A 24,882-nucleotide genomic window follows, 5' to 3' on the forward strand; every position below is an offset into this window, starting at 1 on the left:
CCAACCCCGCTCCACAATTGTTATAAACTCATGGACCTGATAGAAGCCCGGGTTGCGAGTTGCGGATTCATAGGGAGCTCAGGTGCCCATCGTGCGGGCGGCTGAGCCCGCTCAGCAGTAAGACATGCCCCGGCTGCGGCCGTTCTCTGGTCAGGGAAAGGGACGCTGTCGAGGTCGAGAGCATTTTTTCCGAGATTAGGGAACTGATTCAGATAATTGAGGCGGAGGGGAGGCAAGAAGGCGCTGAGGGTGGGGGGAGCGACGAGGGTTTGGTGGCGGATGGATGGGGTGGAAAGGGCGCCGCCGGAGCGGGACGGGAGGGGGGCGAGGGGAAGGGCTGCGAGGGGCTCCGGGCACGCACAGGCGAGAACACTGCTGGATTTCGTGCTGACTTGTCCGTAAGCCCGGACGCCCCAGTCCAAACGGTCAAGGACGAGGAAATGTTCAGATGTGCCATCTGCGGGAGCAGGGTCGCCGCCGAGGCCACCGTCTGTAAGATATGCGGCACGGTGCTCGATATACAGCCCGTGCCCAGACTCGTGATTAAGAGGATTGGAAGGACTGCGGGAGAAATAGCTCCCGGAGAGGTGGAGCTCGCTCAGGGACCGGGTCATCCGGATGGAAGGGGCCCGAACAGGCCGCTTGACGAGGCGCGAGCACCGCCCACCGTCCAGACCCACACCCCCGACACACCTTTCGCAAGGGGGCCTGTCATGAAGAAAAGGGTGGTCAGGAGGGTCCTGAAGGGAGGATAGAGCTCCTACCACCCGCCTAGTTCGAGCTCCATGGCGACGACAGGGCTAGAGAGCTCGAATGCTGTTATCACCTCAGGGTGGAGCTCTCCGAACCACCCGATTTCGGTTCCGCTCTCTTCGAGATGGAGCGTGGCGCACCGTCCTTTTATGAATCCGGGTCTTTCCGCAGGCTGGAGCCTGTACCGCTCCCAGAGGCCGAACTCCCTCAACACAGCCAGAGCTATACTCTTCGCTTCCGTGAAGCTTGCCCTAGGGTGGGTCAGGACCGCTGCGAGGCGCTTCCTGTTGCGATGGCTGAGCACGATCTCACCAACCTCGAATACCCTCTGGGGGAGGTCATGGTGCCTGTTTATTCTCAGAACCTCGAGGAGCGACGGGACAAGCTCTGTCCTGAGAATCGTTTGCTCCTCCGTGACGGGGTTGAGAAGCTCGGTCATCTCCTGCCCCAAAGCCCGGTTGAGCTGCTTTGAAGGGGAGGTGAGGGTGAAGGTCATGACTTCGATGAAGCCCAAACCAATCATAGTCTGGCGGGCCCTCTCGACCCTGAGCTCCGACTTCAGCTCCCGGCCAAATGTCATTGCATACGGGAGCTCGCCCTTGAACTTAGAATAGGAGTAGCCAATGGCGACATCCTCGACGAGGTCAATCTCGTGCAGAATGTCTCCCCTGAATGCGGGCGTTCCGACATCGATTCTGTCGCCGGATGGGGAGGCGTCATGCATCATTTTACGTAGGCTCTCCACCATTTCTCCGATGGAGAGCTCCGTGCCGAGTAGCGCGTTAGCGTAGGAAGGGTTGAGCGACCTCTTCCTCGACACGAGGCTAGGGGTGCGGAAGGGCGCCTTGTCAGGGTAGCGCATCACCACAGTCTCCAGCCTTCCTCCCCTCTCGGCCAGAGCCGAGGCTATGATTGTCAGGGCCCATGAGATTCCGCTATAGTCGGTCCCTGTGACATCGATGAAGACGCTCCGGGTGTCCTCTGTGAGCTGGGTCAGGGTACCGTTTATTATTGGGGGAAATGAGAGCACGCTCCCCTCCCTGTCCACAATCAGGGGATAGCGGGGCTTGCCACGAACGAGACGTCCGTACTCGATACCCTTCTCGTGCCTCTCAATAATTTCCTCAAGGTCCATCTCCTCGCTGTGGCCCAGAGGTACAAAGCGAACGCTACGAGGTTCAACGGCCCTGTATACGAAAGGGGGTTTGACATTGTCGAGGTCGTGGAGGCCTATTGATACTTTGCTCCTCCGTCTTCCGATGGTCGTGTGGAGCTTCTCCTGAAGGTCCATCAGGGAACGAATAATGGTGCTCGAGAGCTCGAGGTCCCTCGCAACTCCGCATACCACGAAGGGCCTGATGTCCTGCACACTCTCCTCAACTGTCATTTCAATGTTGGAGTCATTCAGCTCGTACCTGGGCATTCCTGGATTGAGTCCCATGAAGGCCCTCATCGCCCTCGCCAGCCCTTCGACGCTGTACAGATCCGGCCTATTGGGGAAGAACTCGAGAGAGACTTCGTCTCCATCGACACGCTCGAGACTGCATCCGAGCATGGGGGCGGTCTCTAAAAGCGTCTCCAGACCGACGTCCCTGCCCAGCAGACGAACGAAATCGGAGTAACTGAACGACACCACCGGCATTGGACGCTGAATAGCCTTCCGGTATTAATGAGTTTGCCGAGGTGGTGGGGTGGGGGTGGATGTCCGGGGATATATCTCTTTATATTTACTCCCAGATTGAGGGTCTATGGACACGAGCCCAGGGGGGATTAGGGAGCGGTGCGAGGGGAAATAATGGATACGATGGCGAGGATACAATGGCGGGCGCCGGTGGCCACCGAGACGGTGGGATAGTGCCAGGAGGCGAGGTATGGAGGGAAAGAGACGGTTAAAAGCCTGGCATGAGCGGATGCCATCTCAAGGCATCTTCTGGTGCCGTCGCTGCGTTCTTCCCCTGCTGGGCAGGCGCTGCGGAATCTGTGGAATGCCGGGGTGCTTCATCCCGCTATCACCCCCCGGAGACATCAGACCCGCGATGCGGGAGGGAAGGGCTCTTGTGGACAGGCTCCTGCGCCGCGATTTCGGCATAGGGCTGCCTCCTGGAATTCTACTGTTTAACAAGCTGTCGGGACTGGACAGGAGGGATCAGCTGATATTTAATGGTTATATTATCGGGACGCTGGCCTTCGACCCAGTCTCACGACAACATGGGCTGCGTCTCACCGCAGCCGGCGCATCCATGCTGATAAAGGCAGGAGCGGCCCATCTCGTGATTGCCGAGAGGCACGCCCGGAGCCACATAAAGGGCAAAGTACTCCCGTTCTCTGAATTCAGTGGGCCTTGCGGGGGGGAATTGAAAGGAATTCCCCAAAGCGGCGATGGAGGAGGGTCTCCGGAACCACTGCCGGGTCGACAGAGCTACCTATGGGAAGGGACCGGCGAAGTCTTGATCGCGGGACGCGCCCTCGCCGCTGTGGGAGAGCTTCGGCCGGACAGGGGCGGAGTGAGGATACGGGACGCTTGCGCCCCGGGACCGAGCTTCAGTGGAAGAGCTGCCACAATCGAAGAAGCTGTCAGGGCCAATCTAAGCGAGCTCCGGAAGCTGGAGGCGGCGGCGGTCCGTGAGATTCGGTCGGCAGTTTCAGAGAGACGAGGGTTGCCACTCGCGGTCTCCTTCTCCGGAGGAAAGGACAGCCTGGCCGCACTGGTACTGGCCGTGACCGCCCTAAAATCTTTTGACGATAGAGAAGACTCCACCGGAGTGGATAATCGGAGAGAGAGCCACACGCCGAGCGATGGAATCGGTGGTGGGGAAAATAAGACCGCCAGAGTGGAGGGCGGCTCAATGGGGCGCCGCCCCGTGATTATTTTCTCTAACACCGGCATCGAGTTTCCCGAGACAGTAGAGTATGTGCGCGGAATCGCCCGGAAGCTCGGCCTTCCTCTTCTCGAGAAAGACGCAGGCGATGCCTTCTGGGAGAACCTGCCCCGATTCGGAATTCCTGCAAAGGATTTCCGCTGGTGCTGCAAGGTGTGTAAGCTTGCGCCGATGAGCGCCCTCCTATCCGAATACTTTCCCGCGGGCGTTCTAACTGTCGAGGGAAGGAGGAGGAGGGAATCCTTCGCACGCCAGAGAATAGGCCTCGTGGAGGAGAGCCCCTTTGTGCCGAGGCAGGTCAATCTGGAGCCAATACGAGATTGGAGGTCGCTTGATGTCTGGCTCTATAACACATGGAAAGGGCTTCCGCACAACCCGCTCTACGACGAGGATTTGGAGAGGGTCGGGTGCTGGATGTGCCCCTCGAGCCTAGAGGCAGAGCTAGAAGTGCTGAGGCGGCTCCATCCAGAACTCCACGCGCGCTGGAGCGCCGCTCTGGAAGTCGAAAGTAAGAGAAGGGGCTGGGACGCAAGGGCTGTGCGGGCGGGTGCGTGGCGCTGGCGGGTTCCGCCCCCGAAAATATTGGAGCTGGCTCGGGCCAAGGGGTGGACACTTCCCGGCATGGCGGGGGGCGAAGCCTCGCTTGAGGTGTCTGAGGGGCCGCAACCATGCGCTAGCGGCGGCCACTCACTCGAGGCAGTGATAAAGATGCCGGCTCCAACGCCGATGGACAGGATTGCGAACCTCCTGAATACGGTCGGAGAAGTCAGATGGTCCGGGGAGCTGGGGGTGGCAATGGTGAGGCGGGGTGTCGCGTCTGCGAGGTTTTTCGAGAGTGGGCACCTCTCTGTTAACGCACCTGACCCTACTAAAGCCCGCAAGTTCCTGCGCCACGTCGTTGGCGCGCTCCTGAGGTCCTCCCGCTGTTCCGCCTGCGGAGTGTGCGAGAGGGGCTGCCCCAGGAAAGCAATCAGGGTGGGCGATTTCCCGGTTGTGGACCTACGCAGATGCACGCACTGCATGAAGTGCGCCGCCGGGTGTGTGGTGGTTCACTATGCCGAGAGGCTGATTCACGGGCGCGGCCTCCCCTAAACCCTTATATCCGGAGATGTCCTTTTTCGCTTGGTGAGCCCATTGAAGGCTGTGGTCCTTGCGGCCGGCGAGGGGCTGAGGCTGAGGCCTCTCACGCTGTACAAGCCAAAAGTAATGATAAAAGTCGCAAACAGACCCATTCTCGAGTATGTGGTCAGGGCGCTCGCCGGGTGCAGGGTTCGCGAGATAGTGATGGTCGTCGGCTACAGGCGCGAGCGCATAATGACCTATTTTGAGGAGGGCTCCAGATTCGGCGTGAACATAGAGTACAGGGTGCAGGAGAAGCAGCTCGGCACCGCTCACGCTCTCTCGCTCGCCGAGGGCGCCACGGGCGAGAGCTTTCTCGTGCTTCCGGGTGACAACATAATGGACCCCTCGCTCATTAGGGAGCTCCTTTCCCTCGAGCAGCATGAAGCGCCATACGCAATCGTGGTAACGGAATCACAGCAGCCGTCCAGATACGGTGTGGTCCTGCTCCGTGGCAGGGAGGTCACACGCATCGTGGAGAAGCCAGAGACCCCCATAGGCAATCTGATAAGCACGGGCATATGTAGACTCTCGGACGATGTATTCAGCTCCATTCGGAGCTGCGCTGCAAAGGAGATACACGACCTCACGGCCGTCCTTCAATCGCTCATAGACAGAGGGGAACGGGTCGAGGCTGTGAAGACATCAGCAAAATGGCACGACGTAGTCTTCCCATGGGATCTCCTCGACGTAAACGCACAGGTGCTCAAGGAGGCCACTGAAGCCCTCTCTGGCACGGTGGAGCCTGGGGTCCACATCAAGGGCCGTGTCGAGGTCGGGGAGGGCTCATTGATTCGGTCGGGCACTTATATTGAGGGGCCGGTGAGAATCGGCAGGGGATGCGACATCGGCCCGAACGTGTGTATCCTCCCGGCGACCGCCATTGGCGATAATGTGACGATTCAGTCCGGGACGGAGGTTCGCAACTCAATTCTGATGAGCGATGTCAGCATCGGCCCGAGCAGCTTAATATCGCACTCCGTCGTCGGCGACGGCTCTAGGCTAGGCGCCCACTTCGTGGCGGCTGCTGAAAAAGCCCAGGTTTTTCTTGAGCGGGAGCTTCACACCGTCCCCTGTCTTGGTGTGATCATGGGCGAGGACACCATTGTGGGGAACTGTGTGAATGTGGAGCCGGGGGTTCTGATTGGAACCAACTGCAGAATCGGTTCCCTCAAGAACATTTCAAAGGCTGTCCCGGACAACACGAGCGTGGTCTAGCCATGTGTGGGGTAGTGGGATATATAGGCTGGCGGGAAGCACTCCCGGTGCTGCTCGACTCCCTCAAGAGGCTTGAGTACCGGGGGTACGATTCTGCAGGGGTATCTGTAATCGATATCAAGAGGGAGCTCTTCAGCTCCAAGGTTGCGGGACGCATAGGCGAACTGGAGAAGAGGCTGCCGAACGTGGTGGGTAATGTTGGAATCGCACACACTAGGTGGGCGACCCACGGCCGGCCTGAGGACCGCAACGCCCACCCTTTCGTCGACTGTAGAGGGGAGCTCGCCCTCGCCCACAATGGGATAATAGAGAACCACAGGGAGCTCAGGGAAGCGCTGGAGAGGGAGGGCCACAAATTCTCCTCCGACACGGACACAGAGACCCTAGTTCACCTCATCGAGAGGAATTACAAGGGGGATCTGAAGGCCGCTGTGGCCGAATCGCTCAAGAAGGTCAGCGGGTCTCTCGCGATAGTGGTGATTCATAGGTCCGAGCCCGACAAGGTTGTCGCGGCAAGGGACGAGAGCCCACTGGTCGTGGGTCTCGGGCAAGGGGAGAACTTTGTTGCCTCCGACCTCCCCGCCATTCTCAAGTATACCCGACGCGTGGTATATCTCGAGAACAAGGAGCTGGCGGTCCTGACGCGGGAAGGGGTGAGCATCGAGAGATTCACCGGTGAGAGAGTGGAGAGGAATCCCACAGCAGTGGATTGGACGCCCGAGGATACTGAGAAGGGGGGATACCCCCATTTCATGCTGAAGGAGATTCATGAGCAGCCCAGAGCGATTTTGGAGTCACTCATCGGAAGAATTCCGGACCTCAACCTCGATATTGGAGGCATTGAGAAAGAAGAGTTCGACTCGATAAAAATCGTGGCCTGTGGGACCTCCTATCACGCTGGCCTTGCGGGGAAGTACATTCTCGAGGAGCTCACTGGGGTCCCAGTGATGGTCGAGCCCGCCTCGGAATACCGGTATTCGTCCCCCTCCCGCCAGCTTCCCCTGATGATTCTAATATCCCAGAGCGGCGAGAGCGCCGACACTCTTCAGGCGGCCAGAGAGGCACGAAGACGTGGATGCAGAACCCTAGCCATAACCAACGTCGTCGGGAGCAGCATAACCCGGGAGGTTGACACAACTTTCTTCACCCGTGCGGGGCCTGAGATAGGAGTTGCGGCGACAAAAACCTTTGTCACCCAGCTCGTCGCCCTGGTACTTCTAGGTGCCGCGATGGGGAAGCACAAGGGCACTTTGCTTCCGAACAGAATATCGGAACTCATCGAGGGCCTCCGGCGCCTCCCGAGAGATGTACAGGCGGTGCTGAACAACAGCGGGGCGATCAAGCTGACCGCCGAATGGATGTCTAATGCAAAGGACGTCTTTTTCATAGGCCGTAATATCAACTATCCCATCGCTCTCGAGGGCGCGCTGAAGCTCAAGGAGATATCCTATCTGCATGCGGAGGGCTTTGCCGCCGGAGAGCTCAAGCACGGGCCCAACGCCCTTCTCACAAAGGACACACCGGTGGTGGCCATCGCCGTCCGCGACCACACATACGAGAAGCTCCTTTCAAACATCGGTGAGGTCAGCGCCCGTAACGCTCCTGTTGTGGCTATAGGATTCGAGAACGACAGGGAGCTCAAGAAGGCCGCGGACCTGACGCTGTTCATTCCAGAGGTTTTGCCCATACTCTCTCCAGTCCCTGTCATCGTGACCCTCCAGCTCCTAGCCTACTATGTCGCCCTGGCCCGCGGTTGCGAAATAGACAAACCCCGCAATCTGGCCAAGAGCGTGACGGTGGAGTGAATTCTGGAAGTGAGGAGAGGAACATCAAAGGTGGGATGGAAATGACTCCTGATAGCGGGGAGCAGAGTTTTGGGCCCACAGGTCCAGCTGGCTCATGTCAGGACCAGTCGCCCTCCACGCCCTCCACCCGGGAGCTTCCCCCGGAGCTCAGGGGTGTGGTTGAGGACGTGGGTTTCTTTATCAGATTAGGCATTCTCCTATTTCTTATAGCGGCCGGCGTCTACTTTCTCGCCGCTCTTATCAGCTTCGCCTCAGCTCTCGGAAGCGCTTTTCTTTTCTGGCGAGTCGGAAAAGCCATAGAAGCAGCGGTCGGGGGTGTGGTGCTTCTCATCCTATCGACCGGGTCCCTGTTCTGCTTCTCTCTTGGCCGGAGTAAGCTAATTGTCGCTCATACGGAAGGAGATTTCCCAGCGCTCCGGAGGAGACTGCTACCAGCCATCTTCGCAGGCCTCCTCTTCGGTTTCGTGCTTGGAGGCCTTTTCTTTCTCCTGAGCTTTCTGAAGCTGGAGGAGCTTCCCGAGCGGTACAGAAAAGAAGGGGGGGGCTTGGGAGGGCGCTGACGCGGTCCCCTCAGCCCTCAGAGATATATTCTACAATTTGCGCAGTAGTACTTCTTATACTGGGCGTTCCACTCGACCTTCTGCCTGCATCTCTCGCACACCGGCACAGGCGGTGGAAGGGTACGGAGGTAGAAGGGATGGGTGCGCATTTTTTTGCTTATCTGGAAGAGCAGAACCCCGGAGATGCCTAGGCCGAATATGAACCCCGGTATCCCAATCAGAACAGAGCTGTCCACGGCGGTGTCCCATTTGTCGGCCTTCATAGCGCCCCGGACCTTCCAGAGAACAACCAGCGCCAGAATCACCGCGAGCGTGCCGAAAACATACAGTGTCGAGATGAAACCCCACATTGCCGACTCGTCCACGGGCTTGTTGGAACTCAAGGCGTCTTGGAGAATCATCAACAGATAACTCCCGATGGCAAAGAATATCGCAGCGGAGACGATGAACCAGATAATAGCGACATTGGCGTTTTTCTCGGCCTGCTTGGGGAGGGCGTCGAGCTTGGCGACGACAGATGGTGGTTGTGGAACCCTGGGTCTGGGCACCGGCACGACGCCCGGAGGCCCAGAGGGCGCTCTGGCGACGGGCGGGGGGGCCGGGGGCCGGCCGGCGGGTGGGGGGGCCCGTGGCTGCGAAGTAGGTGGAGAGGGTGTTTCTTGGGATGTGGGCTGCTGTTTAGGTGGGGGGGGTGGGGGCGTAGGTGCGGGGGAGCTCTCTAGTTGCGGACTTTCACTCGCGGGCTGATGCGCGGGGCTCCCGACTGGTTCGGAGGAATTCCCTCCCTGGCCAGAATGAGGACCTCCCTCTGCTTCCTGCGCCACTCGAGCCTCGTGACTTTTTGCTTCACCCTCCTCAGGTTTGGAGAAACTCATCCTTTCTCCCCCCGCTCACCGCGTCTGGATAAGGTTTCGCATAATTATATTTTCCCCAATTCTTATCCTGAAGCTCGGGGTCGTGGGCTGCACAGGTCAGAGGTATCTGGCGCACTGGTCGCACCGCCACCTCTGCGCCCCGTGGATGAACCTGGCGGGGCTTCCACACGTCGGGCAGAGGGGCGTGGCTTCGGCCAGGGGGACCTCGGGTTCTTGGAGAGATGCGGAGACGCGCATGGCATCCTTAAGCCTGACCAAGCTCAGCAGTAGCAGGGCACCTCCTAGGCCGAACCCGAATACCACACCGAGCCCCCCGAAAAGCAGGATATGTCGAGCTGCGAGCTCATATTCCATCTTCAACAGATTCTCAAGAACCCGCCAACGAATTAGGAGAGCGAGTACAAGCGCCACGATCGCAAAAACGATGAAAAGCCCAGCGAGGGTGGCCGCGAGATACATCTGCTCCGAGGGGTTGGTCACGCCGGGCGGCGCCTTCTCGGGATGGTAGAAATAGTCTTCGAAACGGAAGTACTCCGAAATCTGCCATATCCCGAGTAGAATCCAGACCAGCACCGCCACGAGCTGCGTTATCCATCCATAGGACGCAATTTCATAGGCTTGCTTTGAATCAGCCATCATATTGGATGGATAAATGCTCTATTACCAATTTAATCTTTGGCCTCTGGGACACGTCCCGATGCGTCCCGCGCCTCCAGAGCCACGTATGCAGGACAATCCTTTAATATCATCAAACTATACGGGGACAGCTACTAGGGTAGTAGCGAGGTTCCATGGGGGACGGAGAATGCTGGACTACACATTTACGGAAGAGCAGGAAATGTTCAGGCAGAGCCTAAGGGAGTATCTGCAGAAGAAAGTCGTGCCGTACCTTCCGGTGATGGAGGAGAAGCAGGAGATTCCGCCGGAGATTGTGAAGGCCCTGGCGGAGTTCGAGCTCCTCGGACCCTGCGTCACGGAGGAGTACGGGGGCCCTGGCATGGACATGATAATGGCGGGCCTGATCGGCGAAGAACTCGGGCGCGTTGATCCGACCGCCTCCACGGCGGTTTTCTATCTCGTCGACGCATCCTGGAGTCATGTTTTCTGCAGGTATGGGAAGGAGGAGGGGAAGAAGGAGATTCTTCCTGATGTGTGCAAGGGAAAAAAATACTGCGGGATCGCCACGACAGAGCCCGATATTGGATCAGACCTTGCAAATATGAGAACGACGATCAAGAAAGAAGGGGACCATTTCATAGTTAACGGCGATAAGCTCTACATTAGTGGGGTGCGCGAGGCGAGCAAGATGGGCGGAGGCCACGTGACCCTCGCCCGCCAGGACCTCGCCGCGGGGACCAAGGGAATGACCCTTTTCTTCCTGCCCTTAAAGGACAACCCCGGTATCACGATCACTGTGGACAGGGAGCTCGGCAGAGAAGGCATGTCCACGGGCGGATTCAATATGAAAAATGTGATAGTCCCCTCTAAATACATCATAGGCGAGGAGAACAGGGGATTCTACATCGTCCACGAAGGTTACGAGCTCGCGCGAGGAATTATATCACTCGTTTGTTGCGGCGCGGCGATGAAGGCCCTTGAGAACGGGATGAACTACCTCAAGCAGAGGAAGGCCTTCGGAAGGCCAATAGGAAAGTATGAGGCCCTCCAGTTCCAGCTCGCGGAGGACTACACAAAGATTCAGTTTGTCCGCGACTGGGCATACAAAGCGCTCTGGCTATACACGAAGGAGGCGAGAGAGGGCAAGGCCAACAGATTCGAGGTCAGCAAGTGGATAGCGATGGCGAAGATGATGGCGCCGACCTGGGCCTTTGAGGCCATCAACCACTCGATGCAGTGGCAGGGGGCGTTTGGCTATACCTGGGAGTGCCCGGAGGTCAAGGCCTTCAGGGCGATTCGCTCATTCACACTTGCAGAGGGCTCAACCGAGATAATGCACCTCATAATCGCCCGCGAGCTGCTGGGGAGGGAGTTCATAGCGTACAAGTGAGACAGCTCCCGGCTCCTCGCATCCATCATCCGCACCTCATTCCCGCAGGCCTCGCCACGTGACACGAAACAGAGGGATTGGATAGGAGAGGGGTGTCCTGGCCTGTGGGACCAGAAAACCCCGTGGGCTTTTTCGTTATCCTATTATATAAGAAATTCATTCCGGCCATCGAAAGGGGGATGTCCGTTGAGGATAGCGGTCTGCGTCAAGCAGGTGCCCGATACTACCGAGGTGAAGATTGACCCGAAGACCGGCACCCTCATCAGAGAGGGTGTGCCGAGCATCATCAACCCCTTCGATCAATTCGCGGTCGAGGAGGCCGTGAGGCTAAGGGACGCCGCCGGGGGAGGGGAGGTTATAGCAATTTCCATGGGACCCCCACAGGCAAGGTCGGTGCTCGTCCACTCGATGGCGCTGGGCGCCGACCGGGGAGTTCTGCTGTGCGACAGGGGTTTCGCCGGCGCGGACACATGGGCCACTGCCCTCTCGCTCTCGCTTGCCATCAAAAAGTTGGGTGAGTTTGACCTCGTTTTGTGCGGAATGCAGGCAATTGACGGTGACACGGCGCAGGTGGGACCCGAGCTCGCCCAGCTTCTTAGCCTCCCCCAGATCACTTATGTAGACAAAGTTGAAATTGAGGGGAGAAAAGTCGTGGCGCGCAGGCAGCTCGACGAGGGCTACGAGGTTGTTGAGGCAAGGATGCCCGCGCTCCTAACCCTGATGACCCCCTCCGACTTCGTCCCGACCAACCCGCCATTTTCAAAAATAAGCAGGGCCCAGAAGAAGCCGCTAGACACATGGGGAATCTGTGACGTTGGAGGCGACCCCGAGAAATTGGGGCTGAAGGGTTCTTTCACCACCGTCACAAGAGTCTACACACCTCCGAAGAGGGAAAAGGCGGTGATGCTCGAGGGAACTCCGACCGAGATCGCTAGGAAGCTCGCGGACGTTCTGGCAAAAGAGGGCTTTATTTAGGGAGGTGAGGCTGGTGACGGAACCGATTCAGGTCAATTTTGAGAAGTGCACAGGCTGCGGGCTGTGCTCGAAGAGCTGCCCCTTCGGAGCGATCACGATTGTGGAAAAGAAGGCGAGGATAGGCGAGCTCTGCACCCTCTGCTCAGCATGTGTGCAGATCTGCCCGGTCCAGGCGATAACGATAGAGAGGCGTGAGGTCAAGGTGGACCTCTCGCTCTATAGGGACGTCTGGGTCGTGACCGAGGTTGGAGAGGGCTGCATGAAGGGCGTGAGCTTCGAGCTATTGGGGAAAGCTCGGGAGCTAGCCGCCGAGCTAGGCCAAAAGGTCTGCGCCCTTCTGCTAGGCCACGGCGTCAGGCAGTACACCGATTCGCTCGCGGAGTATGGCGCAGATGTGGTCTATTTGGCCGAGAGCGAGGCTCTCGCCCGCTACACCACAGACGCTTATTCGCCAGTTATTTCAGGTCTCATCGCCAAGCATAAGCCCAATATTGTTCTTTTCCCGGCGACCAGGATGGGGAGGGACCTAGCCCCAAGAGTGGCCGCAACGCTCGGGCTGGGCCTCACCGCCGACTGCACCGGTCTTTCTATAAAGGACGGGATGCTGCTCCAGACCAGGCCCGCGTTCGGCGGAAATATTATGGCCGATATTCTCTGCCCCTACACGCGACCTCAGATGGCTACGGTCAGGCCCAACGTGATGCCAAAGCCAGAACCTCAGAGGGGGCGGAGAGCTGAAGTCGTGGAGGTCCCTGTCAAGCTCGACCCGAAGAGCGCACGCGTCCACCTGCGCGAGCAGGTCAGGACCTGCGCTGCGGGAGGGAAGAAAATAGACGAGGCCGACGTCGTTGTGACGGGCGGGCGGGGCGCCTGCGACGCGAATGGTTTCGAGCTTCTCCAGGCTCTCGCCGACGAGCTCGGCGGCGTTGTGGGGGCCTCCCGGGTGGCGATTGATCTGGGGAAGAAGCCGAAATCTGTCCAGGTGGGCCAGAGCGGTATCACCGTTTCTCCGAAGTTATACATCGCGTGTGGTGTTTCGGGGGCCATCCAGCACACCGTGGGAATGAGGGGCTCGAAGCTGGTCATCGCCGTCAACACGGACCCCGGAGCCCCCATATTCGAGTTCGCCCAATACGGTGTTGTGGGCGACCTCTTTCAGATCGTGCCCGCGCTAACCGAGGAGATTCGGAGAAGGAAGGCTTGCAAATAAAGGCCCGGGAGAAAGCGGGTAGGTGACCGGCGGGTTCATCCTTGCGCGCGCCGCTGCTGGCCGTAATATAACCCTGTCTGGCTCTGGCCGTTCCGGGTTAGGCCGTGTAGGCTCATCGGCTGGGGGAACGCGTGGTTGCCCTGGGCGGGCCTCGGCGCTCTGTTATCGACAAAACTCATTTTGAACACGCATCTGGTCTTTCCACAGCTCTCGCATTCAATCTCAGTGCAGTGTGTGACCTTCCCGAAGTAGCCCTCGTATATCTTGGAGAGGAGGCCCCGAAGCATGTTGCAGGTGGTCCTGTCACACTTTTCCGTCTCGATGGAACCAATGGTAAAAACCGTGTCGTTCACGAACTGAATCTCCCTCACCCAGCCCTCGTCCACCAGTATCTTTCGCACCATCTCGAAGTACTGTTGCTTGTAGGGTCGGGCCGCGCGCGCAATTCTGGAGCCAAGTGCCTGCCCCGTTCTAAACTGGAGGGCCGGGGCCGCCTCATGCATCACGCTCTCCTGAAGATTCCGCACAGAGGCGATGTCTGACTTACGAAGCTTGATGAACCTCGCGTCTTCCTCGGCCAAACCAAACCACTCTTTCTCTCCGCCTTGGGTATTCTCGGGGGTGATAAAATAATTTCGGTCACCCCTGCACCATGGTGCTGTCCAGGGGTGAGGAGGCGCTGCCCTCAAAAAGCTCGACGACAAAGGTGGGTCGTCCTGGGTCGAGGTCGTTGACGTCCAGAACTACCGAGCAGGACCAAGTCTGGTTGAGCGCAAGCGGGGAGGGCTGGGAGACCTCGACCGTGTCCCAGGCGGAGTTCCTGTTGAAGGAGGAGTAGCAGCGCAGCACGAGCCTCAGGCTCCCGGGAGGCCTGACGGGCTGCTCATTAAACACCTCGACGGTTACGTTGGCCGCTCTGCCCGATGGAATCATGGTCACGTACTCGGAGAGACGGGCTTCAGCAATGAATACCGAATTCGGGGACCTCACGTATCTTGATGAGACAACTCGGCCGTTTGAAATCACTTCGATAAGCAAGGAGGTGTCGTTTTGGTCGTGGACCCTAACATTGACAAAAGCCTCGGAAGTTTCTCCAGTGCGCAGCGTCATATTGAGCGGCACTTCAACTGCTCCCCCTTCCTCTGGCAGGTAGGGCTGGCCGGTGAAGAAAGCGGTCACCCTGACCCTGATAGATGTCGCTGGAATCTGACCGCTGTTCTGGAGAGCTACCCGGACCTCCGCGGTCGGGCGGCCGTCTGCGTCCTTTATATAACGCACGGATGTCTGTTCTGTAATCAGCAGTGATGCCAATGATTCATGCGAGGACAGGCCAGAGGGAGCGAAAAGCGATGGCGAGAGTAGAAGAGCACAGAGCACTGCGGCGATCGCAATAGCCGAGCCCGCCGTGAATGCAAGCCGCTTCCGGAGAGGGGGACGGGAGCTCTGGACGGGCCCGACCTTTACCGCCGTGGCAGAGGCATCGAGCTCTATGACCTCCTTGACAGCCTCAACATCGACCTGAGTGCCCACACAACCGCTCCTGAGGAGGGCAACGCCTTGGTAGGCAAACCCCAGTGCTCCTTTACTCCCAGCGATTCTCTCGGCCGCTTGGGCGAGCTCGTGCCTACAGGCCACCCCCAGGACGGCCCCGGGACGGTACTTCTCGATGATGTTGAAGACCATCTCTCCTCCCGGCACTACAAAAACCCTATAGCCCCTTGAGCGCGCGTGGGTGGTGAGGCGGTTTATGCTACAGTCCGGCGAGCAGTGCCTGCACACTAGGCCTTCGTCAGTGCTCTCGGCCCTGCATTGTTTTGGATTTCTCAGGCAGTGGGGCAGGAAGAGAATTCTCTCCGATGGGGGGACCCGGCTGAAGTTGTCTCTTTGAAGGAGGTTGAGGAGGGCCAGTTTTGCATCGCTGATGCCCCCTTTTTTCTCCGCCAACGCAAACCTCTCCGGAAAACCTATTCCCTACCTCCCATAAAAGGATATTGGTATGTTGGGATGAGCGAAAATCTCGGATAGAGTTATACAGACAAACCAGTGCCCACTCGTGTAGAGCAATTGGATACATATTGCTGGGGAGTTCCGGTTCTTAGGGCAATATTTATTATCTCCCAACAAGGAGATACACGTTGTGTGACGGGCGAGAGAAGGGAGGAATCGGTCCTCACCATCGCTGGCTCAGACCCTTCGGGGGCTGCGGGAATTCAGATGGACCTCAAGGCCTTCGCAGTCGCCGGAGTCCATGGGTGCTCCGCGGTGACCGCCCTGACTGCCCAGAATACCAAGCGCTTCGTCGAGCTGCACCCCCTGACCCCGGCCCAGGTCAGGTCCCAGCTCGAGGCCCTCTCAGAAGATTTCAATATAAGACACGCTAAAACAGGTATGCTCTATGAGGCCTCGATTGCGGAGATTGTTGCGGACTGGCTTGCCGAGGAGGGCATCAGACCCGTGGTCGACCCAGTTCTGAGGGCAACGGTTGGCGCCAGCCTCTCAAAGGCCGATTTAGTGCAAGTTCTGCGGGAGAGACTTATTCCAAAGGCCGCCCTCGTCACACCCAATATACCAGAGGCGTCAGAGCTCGCGGAGTTCGAAATTCGCGGCATCGAAGGAATGAAACGCGCCGCCGAGGTGATCCACGGAATGGGGTGCGAGAGTGTTCTCATCAAAGGAGGTCACCTCGGGGGGGCGGAGGCTATTGACGTATTCTATAATGGTAGGTTTAAATTACTGAGAGCTCCGAGACTGGAGAAGAGCGTGCGCGGGACGGGCTGTATGTTTTCGGCCTTCGCAACAGCTCTTCTCGCGAAAGGGAACACGGTGCTCCAAGCTGTTGAGACGGCAAAAAGCTACGTTACTGAAGCAATTCGCTTTTCATCAGAACCCGGCAGAGGGGCGGCTGTCGGGAACCCTTTCGCCATACTTCACAATATGGCAGAAAGATACGGGGTGATGGAGGAGGTCCACCGATGGAGCTCTTATCTCGAGGAGCTTCTGCCGCCCTCGCTCGTGCCGGAAGTCGGCACCAACTTGGTTTTCGCCCTCCCCTACGCATCCGGAAGGGAGGATGTGTGCGGCATTGAGGGCAGGCTAATTCGCGCTGGAAGCCGGGTCAGACGCGCGGGCCATCCCGTCTTTGGCGCGTCTAAACACCTCGCCACCGTTGTCCTCACTGCTATGCGGCGGGACAGGAGATTCCGCTGTGCAGTGAACCTGCGGTTCTCGCCTGGGCTCGTTGAAGTATGCAGGGAGTTGGGGCTGAAAATCGGCAGCTTTGACAGATCCCGTGAGCCCCCCCACTCAACCTCTACGATGGAGTGGGGAACAGAAGTGGCAATCAGGGCGCTCGGCTTCGTGCCGGACGTGATTTTCGATGAGGGCGGCCACGGCAAGGAGCCCATGGTCAGGGTCCTGGGCGAGAGCCCTTCAAATGTGGCCGATAAGGTGACAAGAATCGTCAGGGCACTGAAGGGCCTCACTGAAGCGACCGATGGGTAATATTCGGAAGGACACTCCCTTTTCCATGGGCCGACCGTGGTCCCGCTCCCGCGCGCTCCTACTCGCCCTCAATCAGGTCCACTGCCGCGGCGATGGCTCCGTCTTCCGCGGCGCGCCTACTCCTCGCAGAACCGATGACAATGGCGTCGCCCTCCTCCAGCTCAAACGCGGCCCTCACCTCTTTCGCGAGTTCCGGACATGATGACTCGATGTCCGTTTTGGGGGGCATCAACAGTCTCCCACCCCTGAAAACGAGGGTCGTCGCGCCATCCGCTCCTGCCATCACCGCCGCGTCCCTCTGCCTCAGACCATCCTTTACTCTACGCGCTGCACCCCTGACGCGCACCGCAACATCGCACTCTCCCACAGAGAGCTCGCGTGCGTTTACCGAGGCGGTCTTGAGGCCTGTTGCCTCAAGCTCCCGAATTCCCCTTTCATTAAGCCTTACCCCTACTTTGTCGATCACAAGTAGATTCCTCGATCGGAGAAATGAGAGCAGGGTCCTTACGCTCCCCTCCCCCAACCCTAGAACTTCGCTGAGCCTCTGTCGGCCCATCGGACCCTTCGTACCGAGCACTAGCATGGTCTTCCAGAGATGGAAGTTCCTGAACCTCGGCGCGGGACCAAACCTGCTCTGTGGAAACTTCAGATGCTCACCTCACCCTAACCCTGTACGCTGGCTTTCCGTCCATGAAAAGGGTGACCTCCCCCTCCTGAGAGGCACAGACAGCGACCGCTCCGGCCGCGAGGGTAGCGACGATTGCTGCGCTGTGCCTCCCGCCCTCGCCCTGGAGGAGGGTCGCCCAGTGCTCGCTCACATTGACATACCTTCCCGCCGCCACAACGCTCCCCTCGCGGTCTATGACACAGGCCCCGTCCAGGGCCGCGAAGTTCTTTATCGTTCTCCAGTTCCTACGGTCGGCCACGTTTCTGGACCTCGGTGGGTGGCCCTCGAATGGATTGGCGATGCCCTCACGGGTCATGGCCATAACTTTATCTGGCTCACCGATGATGAAAAGGGCCCCAACCGGATAACCCTCCCTCCCCTCCCGGAGAAGCTCAGTGGCAAGGTCAAGAACTGCCTCGACGACGTCGACACGGACCCTCCCATCCAGAATCTCCTCAAGGCGACTCCGGCGGAGTTCACGAGCTTCGAAGAAACCCCAGCCCCAAACGGTTGTGTATATTAAGAAAAGGACCCGGTCGCTTGTGGACATCAGCCTGCTTGCGTGGGCGGACAGTAGCAAGGCCCTCGCCTGTGAGAGAACGCTGAGGTCGGGCTCGAACTCCTCATGGATATGATGGACGCGGACGCCGGCCTTCTTGAGAGAGCTCGCAAAAAGCTCACCTCCAGGCGCGCTTGTCCTGACGGGGACGACGAGAGAAACATCACCGAGAGCCGTCTGGACGGCGCGAACAATCTCAGGGTCCTCACAAATGAGATAGGCCAGCGTCGGCCCGAGTCTTTGCTTCAGCAAGGCGCATACTTCGACGAAGGTCCGGTCCATCGTGGTAGGTAAAGGACCTCCCAAAGATAATCTTTGCCGCCCTATTATTCGGGGAGGGGGACCTCCAGCTCCATTAGGTCAGAGGCCAGAATCGTGGATGGAAAAACGCGCCGTGCCTCTTCAAGGAGGCGGGGCCAGTCTTCCTGTCTGTATCTCGGGCTTATATGCAGCAGAATAAGCGTACCGGCTCCTGCTTTCCTAGCGGTCTCCGCAGCTTGAGCCGCGCTGCTGTGCCCGTACCGGTTGGCCTTCTCCGCAAGGCTATCGTCGGAGGTTGCATCGTGAAGCAGCACATCCGCCCCGCGCGCCAGCTCCTCCACAGCCCGGCAGGGGCTGGTGTCGCCGGTGTAGACGATTTTTCTTCCCCTGCGAGGGGGACCCAGAACCATGTCCGGTGTAAACCTTTTTCCCCTCAACACAACCGTCTCGCCAGATTGAAGCCTGTGATAGATTTTCCCCTCGGGAATTCCAAGAGCCCTTGCCTTCTCTAGATCAAACCGGCCGGGTCTCTCCTTCTCTTCGACAGCGTATGCAAGGGAAGGTACGTTGTGGCTCGCTTCTGCGGCTGTTATTCTGTAGCGTCCGCAATCCACGGTGTCGCCGCCTTTCATGTCACTCAGCGCTATTGGGAAGGAGGCCGAGAAGTAACCGGAGCTGAAGAGCCTTCGGAGCCTCTCTGAGGTACCGGGCGGGCCGTAAATGTGAAGACCCTCCCTCCTATCGTTGAGCGCCATTGTCTCGACAAGACCTGGAAGGCCTAAAAAGTGGTCGCCGTGGAGGTGGGAGAGCAGGATGCGCTGGACCTGCATGAATGAGAGCGACGAGAGCATAAATTGTCTCTGGGTGCCCTCGGCGCAGTCGAACAGAAGGACCTCTCCGTCGAGCTTCAGGGCTACTGCAACAGTGTTACGCTCCCTGGAGGGCCAGGAGCCCCCAGAACCCAGAACGACGAGCTTCACATTGGACCAGAAAGGAGCAGACATAAATTATTCTGTCGGCCGCCTCCGAGTGGCAACATGGAGGGCAGTTATCAGGAGCAGGACGAGTGCCATGAGCATCTCGAAGCCGGGAAGCCCGCCCCCGCCCTTTCCCGGAAGGCTCTTCACGACTTCCAGACCCAGCTCGCTCCTCGCTTCGTCCCTGCCGTCAGAAACTATGACAGTTATTATATAGCCCCCGGTCTCCTCAAACTTCAGCTTGACCTCTGGGCCGTACCCGAGTACCCTGTCGGCATGAAGCCACGTTATGTTTAAAGCATCTAAATCGGGGTCAGACGCCGTCGCAGAGAGCGTAACCTCTTTTCCGACTAGTATTTTCGTTCCGTTCTTAGGACTCAGGGAGATGATCCGGGGCGGGGCATTCGCCCTGACGATTGTCAGACGGAAGGTCACGGTATCGGCAAGCCCCTCACTGTCCCGGACCGTGATTGTGATGTTGTGTACGCCGACGCTGCGTCTGTCCGGAACGAAAGAAATCGTCCCGTTCAGTGGACCTATCTTGAAAAGCGGGGAGTTGTCAGAGAATGTGAGCACATCGCCATCCTCAAGGTCTGGGTCAGTGGCGGCAACGGTATAGATGAAAGGCCTGCCCTCATGAGCGGTCAACTCTGGAATTGGCTCGAGGGTGGGATACCGGTTTAGGGTCCCTTTAGGGTTGAGAACTGTCAGGAGGAAATGCTTTCTGTCCTGGCCACCGCGGGCGTCCCTCACCGTGATATTGATGTTGTGGATACCAATGTCGGTCTTGCCGGGGATCCACTCCATTATGCCGGTCTCGGGGTGGATGTCGAAGAGGGGGGTGTCATCGCTGAAAATCAGGGTGTCGCCGTAGGCCAGGTCGGGGTCGTGGGCATTGGCCTGATAGGAGAAGAGCTGGCCCTGGACGATTGTCTGGTCTGGAATGGGGTCGAGAGATGGGGGGTCCTCGGCGTCCTCGACAGTGAGGGTGAAGTTCAGGGAGCCGGTGGCTCCGACTCTGTCGGTCACCGTCAGTGGAATCTCGTGCACACCGACGTGCTCCTGAGCAGGTGTGAACTCGATGAGGCCCGTCACCGGGTTGATGTCGAAAAGCCCCGTCCCATCGGAGAAAGTTATGGTCTCAGTTGGGTCGAGGTCCATATCCACATCCCTCGCCCTCACCTGAAGGGTAAATAGCTCCCCTTGCCGGGCGGTCTGGTTTCCAATGGCCAGAATCTGAGGAGGGTCATTGACCGGGAGGACCACAACCCTGAACGTGGGGCACTCGAACATGAGACCATCGGAATCGAATGCTCTGACCCTGAACCCGGCTCGACCCCACCAATTGCGGGTCGGAGTTTTGAAGTCGAGGCTATGACCGTCCGGGTTCAATTCCGCTCTAAGCTTTTTTGAGTCCTCCTGATAACTTATTTCATAGGTTAGGTTGGTGGTCTCGTCATCGACGAAGAAAAGATTCAGGTCGATCAGTGCAGTCGCTGTGCTGTCCTCGTCAAGTGTGTACTCGGGTATCTGGCCGCACCAGGGCGGCGCCTTGTATGAAACCGTGATGTCGCTGACCGCAACCCTCCCGGTTGTCGTCGAGATGAATTTCAGCGGCACCATGGCGAAACGGGTACTGGCGTTGCGCGCGCCTGCCTCGAGAGCCGCTGCTAGTGTGGGGTCGCCGAAAGTGACGGTGTAGTTGAACTTCTGCTCCACGAGGTTCCACTCGACCTTTCCATCACCCCCCACATCTAGTGCTGGGTCAGTCGGGTATATCTGCGGATAGCCTTTTACAAAGATGCTAACAAAGTCTGTCCTTATCTCGTTGCCATCGTAGCAGGTCGCGAGTATCTGGACCCATCTGTCGGCGATGTAGCCAGGGCCATTGAAGGTGTTCGTGACCAGAACGTCCGTGGCCGACTGCCCCCCGCCCACGCTCTGCCAGGTCCCGGTCGCCTCGAACCATATGTAAACATTGTAATGCCAGGCGTTGCCCCAGAAATCGCTCGCGTGGCCTTCCCACTGCACGGTGACTTCGGCGGAGATGTCTATCGGGACTTTAAATCTGAAAAGGTGGAACCCGTCCTCGGTCCCACTGGGTGAGTTATCGCCGGCCTGTCTCGCGTATGTGTTGTCGCTCTGGGATACCGCAGTGTATTCGGCGCTCGTGAACTCGTTGAACATGAGTTGGGAGGGCCTTGGAGAGGTCGTGGGGCGGTCGGGGATTGCCACGGCGCCTTTGTAGGCTTTATGACCCACGCCGCTCTGGTTGAAGCTGCAGTCCACGAGCTCCAGGGCACCCGTGACGGGATAACCGGTGATGTTCATGCTAGCTTGGAGGACCGTGGCGTTAGATGGTATGGGAATTGTGAGGGTGGAGTTGGTATAAACCCCACCAGAGAACCTGAGCTCTGCTTCCTGAGGCGCGAACCGCCTGTACTCGCCCCTCGAGGAAGTAGCGTCGCCGCCCCCATCGCTCACCATGCCGCTATAAATCGGAGCCCATGAGCAAGCCATTAAAAGAAGAATAGTGAGCGCCCCAGCGCACCTCCAGTACTTCCAGTACTTACTCATCAGTTATACATTATGCGTTCTTCGATAATAATTTTATGGAGGAATCGATGGTGCGGATGTGTTGGGGGGACATGCTAGGGAGCGTGTATGGCTCCTCCGTACCTCCTTGGTCGCGGGCTTTCGGAGAGGAATTCGAAGCTTCACCAACCCCGCTCCGGCTCCTTTTTGGCTCCTCACCCTGCCCGATGGGATGCTCCGGGTATTTTCCTGCGCCCCAGGAGGATGAGTGAAACAAGAGCTACCGCGACCATAGCTGCTGGCCCGAAGCCTGGGGTGTTCGCTCGGTTTCTGCCGGCCTGGCCGGGCTCGACCACCTCGATGATAGTCTCATTGACAACCTGAGCCTTGCCATCACTCGTTATGATTGTGATAACGTATGTCCCGCTCTCGCCAAATGAGTAGGTAATGTTGGGGCCGTAGCCGATGACGATGTCCCCATCCATCCATGTGATGTTGAGGCTGTCATGGTCCGGGTCAAACGCTCTCACAGAGAGTAAAACCCTCTTGCCCAAGCTCACCTGGGTGCCCTCCTTGGGCGATATCTCTGTGACAATAGGGGGCCTGTTGGCCTTGAGAATCGTCAACCGAAACTCCACAATTGCAAAGAGCCCCTCTCGGTCCTTCACGGTAATTTTCACAGTGTACTCACCCGCGTCGCGTGCGGTCGGTTTAAAAGAGATTCTACCAGTGCTCGAGCCGATTTCGAAAACCGGGCAGTTGTCGGAGTAGGTAAGGAGGTCCCCGCTGTCCAGGTCTGGGTCGGTTGCCCTTATCTGCAGCTCAAAGTAGATACCTTCGTACGCTGTCTGGTTCTCCACAGGCTCAACGCTCGGGGGTCTGTTGGTGGTACCCATGATGTTAAGGATGAGGAGGGTGAAGCTGCGACTGTCAGTCCCTCCTCTTGTGTCGGTTACGGTTATTGTTATCCTGTGTTCACCGATGTCCTTCGCCTGGGGAAGGAACGCTATCTCGCCTGTCTCCGGGTTTATCTGAAACAGCGGTGAGTTGTCTGAGAAGGTCAGCTTGTCACCATAAGGGATGTCAGGGTCGCTTGCTATTACGAAATAGCTGAACGGCTGGCCTTCTGTGGCGGTCTGATCGGGAATGGGCTCGAGTATTGGCGGATCCTGGGCGTCCTGAACTTCCAGCGTGAATGTCTCAGTGTCAGTCGCTCTGTCCCTGTCCTCTGCCGTTATCTGAATCGTGTAGATTCCGACCTGGTCCTGCCTGGGGGTGAACTCCGCCAGACCTGTGTAGGGGTCTATGTCGAAAAGGGGCGTGTCGTCTGAGAAACGGACCTCCTCCTCCGGGTCGAGCTCCATATCGACGTCACGACACTTCACCTGCAGCGTCCATTTTACGCCCTGCATCGCAAGCTGCTTCCCTATCGGGGTTATGACTGGTGGGTCGTTGACGGGGTCTACAGTCACCCTGAAATCGTTGCTCTCTCGTGTCAGGCTGTCCGAGTCTGTCGCCATCACCCTGAACCTCAGGGAGCCCCACCAATTCTTCGTCATAGTCTTGAAGCTCATGCTGTGGCCGTCGGGGTCTATGTCGGCGTCGAGTTTCTTCGGGTCTTCTTCGTAAACGATTGTGAAGGTCAGCCTGTTCTTGTCCCTGTCGTCGGTGAAATAGTTGTTGAGGTCGATCAATTTCGGGACGTTTGTGTCTTCTTCAATATGGAATGTGTCGGGAACTCCCGTGCACCACGGGGGAGCATTGTAGCTGACCGTGAACCTTGAGACCAGAATCTTTCCGGGGGAATTGGAGCCAAACTTCACCTTGATTTCAACGTACTGGGTTCTGGCGCCCTTCACGAGCTTGTCGAGCTCGTTCATTATCGATACGTCTCCGACCGTCACTCGGTCGTTGAATTTCTCCACGGGCAGCTTCCACTCGATTGCTCCATTGGCTCCGATGTCCATGGTGGGATTCTTCGGATATGTCAGGGTCTTGCCCTCGACCACGATTTTGACATAGTCTGTAAGTATTCCAAGATAATATTGCCCAGACGTGCACATGGCCAGAACATAGACATAGTTACCGTTCGGGGTGCTCGCGATATAAGAGCTACCCGAGAATGTGTTGGTTAGAGTCTTGTCCGAGGATGCGGGGCCGTGGCTCCCCACTGTCTCCCAGCTCCCCTCCCCCCCGGTGCCGTTGTTCCAGAGAAAGACTGTGGCGACGCCTGGGTAGTAAGACCCGTAGGGGTAGCCTCCGTAGCCCTCCCACTCAACGCTCACCTTTGTTGAAATGTCCACCGCCACCTTGAACCTGAACAGGTGATAGCAGTAGGTCGGGGGGCTGTAGGAATAGACCGCGTAAACCGCACGGTTGTTGTCGCTGCTGGCAATCGCGCTGTATTCCGCTCCGGACAACTCAGCGCCCTGAAAGGTCGAGGGTTTCTTAGTGCCGGGACTATTGGACGATGTCTCGCCCTCATAAGCCTTGTGCTCGCTATAGTCCGAGAAGTCGTATGTGAAGCTCTGCAGTGAGCTCTCCACGGGCTTCCCCTCGAGTTCTACGGAGGCGGAGAGCACTGTGGCGTTGGAAGGAAGTGGTATGGTGAAAGAGGAGTTGGAGAAAGTGGTCCCGGAACCTTGGAGCTCTAGCAACTGGTCGGCGGGCTGAGTCCACTCTCCGCGAGGGGCCACCGTGCCCTCGAGCCGTACGGGCATTTCCTCATTCCCTCCGGAAGCAGCTGTGGCGGCGGGAAGGCAAAGCAGGCAAACCAGCATTAGCGAGCACAGGTTCCTGCCCGGGACCATACGCTACCCCCTTCTCTTGTATTTAACAATGAGAGATGGGTATTTTAAACCTTTGGGATAGCTACCATTATTGTGATATCCCATAAATACTTGCTCTCGGAGAAATTACCTGGGGCCATGAGCAAACTTTCATATAGAGATGTCCGAGAAATCATCAGGCGCTCCAATAA

General features: G+C 58.1%; 20 protein-coding genes. 9 read left to right on the forward strand and 11 right to left on the reverse strand.

The features are described 5' to 3' along the window. Positions 1-59 precede the first annotated feature (59 nt). Positions 60-755: a hypothetical protein gene (locus tag QW379_06155; protein ID MEM2869984.1), complete on the forward strand. Its 696-nt coding sequence runs from the start codon at positions 60-62 to the stop codon at positions 753-755. A gap of 5 nt (positions 756-760) precedes the next feature. Here QW379_06155 and pheT read toward each other — a convergent pair whose 3' ends face one another. After that, complete coding sequence (gene pheT / locus QW379_06160) at positions 761-2,395, reverse strand: phenylalanine--tRNA ligase subunit beta (GenBank protein ID MEM2869985.1); 1,635 nt, start codon at positions 2,393-2,395, stop codon at positions 761-763. A gap of 229 nt (positions 2,396-2,624) precedes the next feature. On the opposite strand from pheT, the gene QW379_06165 reads away from it, so the two are divergent. The 4 genes from QW379_06165 to QW379_06180 are packed head-to-tail and all read left to right on the forward strand — an operon-like array spanning position 2,625 to position 8,334. Beyond that, positions 2,625-4,724 (forward strand): phosphoadenosine phosphosulfate reductase family protein, encoded by a 2,100-nt coding sequence (locus tag QW379_06165; protein ID MEM2869986.1) that lies wholly within the window; start codon positions 2,625-2,627, stop codon positions 4,722-4,724. Positions 4,725-4,757: 33 nt separating this feature from the next. Then, positions 4,758-5,969: a sugar phosphate nucleotidyltransferase gene (locus QW379_06170; protein ID MEM2869987.1), complete on the forward strand. Its 1,212-nt coding sequence runs from the start codon at positions 4,758-4,760 to the stop codon at positions 5,967-5,969. Between the two features lie 2 nt (positions 5,970-5,971). Beyond that, positions 5,972-7,774, forward strand: coding sequence for a glutamine--fructose-6-phosphate transaminase (isomerizing) (glmS, locus tag QW379_06175; GenBank protein ID MEM2869988.1), 1,803 nt, complete (start codon positions 5,972-5,974; stop codon positions 7,772-7,774). A gap of 41 nt (positions 7,775-7,815) precedes the next feature. Then, a complete protein-coding gene (locus QW379_06180; GenBank protein ID MEM2869989.1) occupies positions 7,816-8,334 on the forward strand; it encodes a hypothetical protein in 519 nt (172 codons plus the stop codon). 17 nt (positions 8,335-8,351) lie between these two features. On the opposite strand, the gene QW379_06185 is transcribed toward QW379_06180, so the two are convergent. The 3 genes from QW379_06185 to QW379_06195 all read right to left on the reverse strand — a co-directional run bounded on the left by QW379_06185 (position 8,352) and on the right by QW379_06195 (position 9,848). Beyond that, positions 8,352-8,882: a hypothetical protein gene (locus QW379_06185; GenBank protein MEM2869990.1), complete on the reverse strand. Its 531-nt coding sequence runs from the start codon at positions 8,880-8,882 to the stop codon at positions 8,352-8,354. Positions 8,883-9,052: 170 nt separating this feature from the next. Beyond that, positions 9,053-9,184, reverse strand: a complete 132-nt coding sequence (locus tag QW379_06190) for a hypothetical protein (GenBank protein ID MEM2869991.1) — start codon at positions 9,182-9,184, stop codon at positions 9,053-9,055. Positions 9,185-9,305: 121 nt separating this feature from the next. Beyond that, positions 9,306-9,848: a hypothetical protein gene (locus QW379_06195; GenBank protein MEM2869992.1), complete on the reverse strand. Its 543-nt coding sequence runs from the start codon at positions 9,846-9,848 to the stop codon at positions 9,306-9,308. 58 nt (positions 9,849-9,906) lie between these two features. Between QW379_06195 and QW379_06200 the strand changes: the two genes are divergently transcribed. The 3 genes from QW379_06200 to QW379_06210 all read left to right on the forward strand — a co-directional run bounded on the left by QW379_06200 (position 9,907) and on the right by QW379_06210 (position 13,402). Further along, positions 9,907-11,217 carry an acyl-CoA dehydrogenase family protein gene (locus QW379_06200; protein MEM2869993.1) on the forward strand — a complete coding sequence of 437 codons (1,311 nt, stop codon included), beginning with the start codon at positions 9,907-9,909 and terminating at the stop codon, positions 11,215-11,217. 186 nt (positions 11,218-11,403) lie between these two features. After that, on the forward strand, positions 11,404-12,192 hold the full coding sequence (locus tag QW379_06205) for an electron transfer flavoprotein subunit beta/FixA family protein (protein MEM2869994.1): 789 nt from the start codon (positions 11,404-11,406) through the stop codon (positions 12,190-12,192). Between the two features lie 13 nt (positions 12,193-12,205). Next, on the forward strand, positions 12,206-13,402 hold the full coding sequence (locus QW379_06210) for an FAD-binding protein (GenBank protein ID MEM2869995.1): 1,197 nt from the start codon (positions 12,206-12,208) through the stop codon (positions 13,400-13,402). A 35-nt stretch (positions 13,403-13,437) separates the two neighbouring features. On the opposite strand, the gene QW379_06215 is transcribed toward QW379_06210, so the two are convergent. Both QW379_06215 and QW379_06220 read right to left on the reverse strand, forming a co-directional pair. Beyond that, positions 13,438-13,983, reverse strand: a complete 546-nt coding sequence (locus QW379_06215; GenBank protein MEM2869996.1) for a V4R domain-containing protein — start codon at positions 13,981-13,983, stop codon at positions 13,438-13,440. Between the two features lie 58 nt (positions 13,984-14,041). Beyond that, a complete protein-coding gene (locus tag QW379_06220; protein ID MEM2869997.1) occupies positions 14,042-15,346 on the reverse strand; it encodes a DUF116 domain-containing protein in 1,305 nt (434 codons plus the stop codon). A gap of 195 nt (positions 15,347-15,541) precedes the next feature. Here QW379_06220 and thiD point away from each other — a divergent pair, with 195 nt between their 5' ends. Next, positions 15,542-16,903, forward strand: a complete 1,362-nt coding sequence (thiD, locus tag QW379_06225; GenBank protein ID MEM2869998.1) for a bifunctional hydroxymethylpyrimidine kinase/phosphomethylpyrimidine kinase — start codon at positions 15,542-15,544, stop codon at positions 16,901-16,903. 58 nt (positions 16,904-16,961) lie between these two features. Here thiD and QW379_06230 read toward each other — a convergent pair whose 3' ends face one another. The 5 genes from QW379_06230 to QW379_06250 all read right to left on the reverse strand — a co-directional run bounded on the left by QW379_06230 (position 16,962) and on the right by QW379_06250 (position 24,622). Further along, entirely contained in the window at positions 16,962-17,459 is a 498-nt protein-coding gene (locus tag QW379_06230) for a DUF4443 domain-containing protein (GenBank protein ID MEM2869999.1), read from the reverse strand. Positions 17,460-17,556: 97 nt separating this feature from the next. Then, positions 17,557-18,411, reverse strand: a complete 855-nt coding sequence (locus QW379_06235; GenBank protein MEM2870000.1) for a DNA integrity scanning protein DisA nucleotide-binding domain protein — start codon at positions 18,409-18,411, stop codon at positions 17,557-17,559. 44 nt (positions 18,412-18,455) lie between these two features. Continuing rightward, on the reverse strand, positions 18,456-19,394 hold the full coding sequence (gene rnz, locus QW379_06240) for a ribonuclease Z (GenBank protein MEM2870001.1): 939 nt from the start codon (positions 19,392-19,394) through the stop codon (positions 18,456-18,458). A 3-nt stretch (positions 19,395-19,397) separates the two neighbouring features. After that, a complete protein-coding gene (locus QW379_06245; protein ID MEM2870002.1) occupies positions 19,398-21,944 on the reverse strand; it encodes an Ig-like domain-containing protein in 2,547 nt (848 codons plus the stop codon). 173 nt (positions 21,945-22,117) lie between these two features. Next, complete coding sequence (locus QW379_06250; protein MEM2870003.1) at positions 22,118-24,622, reverse strand: putative Ig domain-containing protein; 2,505 nt, start codon at positions 24,620-24,622, stop codon at positions 22,118-22,120. Positions 24,623-24,882 lie beyond the last annotated feature (260 nt).

Source organism: Thermoplasmata archaeon, from assembly GCA_038851035.1.
GTDB lineage: Archaea > Thermoplasmatota > DTKX01 > VGTL01 > VGTL01 > JAWCLH01.

Coding starts and splice junctions, on each gene's coding strand:
- pheT (MEM2869985.1), bottom strand. CDS start 2,395: ATGCCGGTGGTGTCGTTCAGTTACTCCGATTTCGTTCGTCTGCTGGGC.
- QW379_06165 (MEM2869986.1), top strand. CDS start 2,625: ATGGAGGGAAAGAGACGGTTAAAAGCCTGGCATGAGCGGATGCCATCT.
- glmS (MEM2869988.1), top strand. CDS start 5,972: ATGTGTGGGGTAGTGGGATATATAGGCTGGCGGGAAGCACTCCCGGTG.
- QW379_06180 (MEM2869989.1), top strand. CDS start 7,816: ATGACTCCTGATAGCGGGGAGCAGAGTTTTGGGCCCACAGGTCCAGCT.
- QW379_06195 (MEM2869992.1), bottom strand. CDS start 9,848: ATGATGGCTGATTCAAAGCAAGCCTATGAAATTGCGTCCTATGGATGG.
- QW379_06200 (MEM2869993.1), top strand. CDS start 9,907: ATGCGTCCCGCGCCTCCAGAGCCACGTATGCAGGACAATCCTTTAATA.
- QW379_06230 (MEM2869999.1), bottom strand. CDS start 17,459: ATGGGCCGACAGAGGCTCAGCGAAGTTCTAGGGTTGGGGGAGGGGAGC.
- QW379_06235 (MEM2870000.1), bottom strand. CDS start 18,411: ATGGACCGGACCTTCGTCGAAGTATGCGCCTTGCTGAAGCAAAGACTC.
- rnz (MEM2870001.1), bottom strand. CDS start 19,394: ATGTCTGCTCCTTTCTGGTCCAATGTGAAGCTCGTCGTTCTGGGTTCT.
- QW379_06245 (MEM2870002.1), bottom strand. CDS start 21,944: ATGAGTAAGTACTGGAAGTACTGGAGGTGCGCTGGGGCGCTCACTATT.
- QW379_06250 (MEM2870003.1), bottom strand. CDS start 24,622: ATGCCCGTACGGCTCGAGGGCACGGTGGCCCCTCGCGGAGAGTGGACT.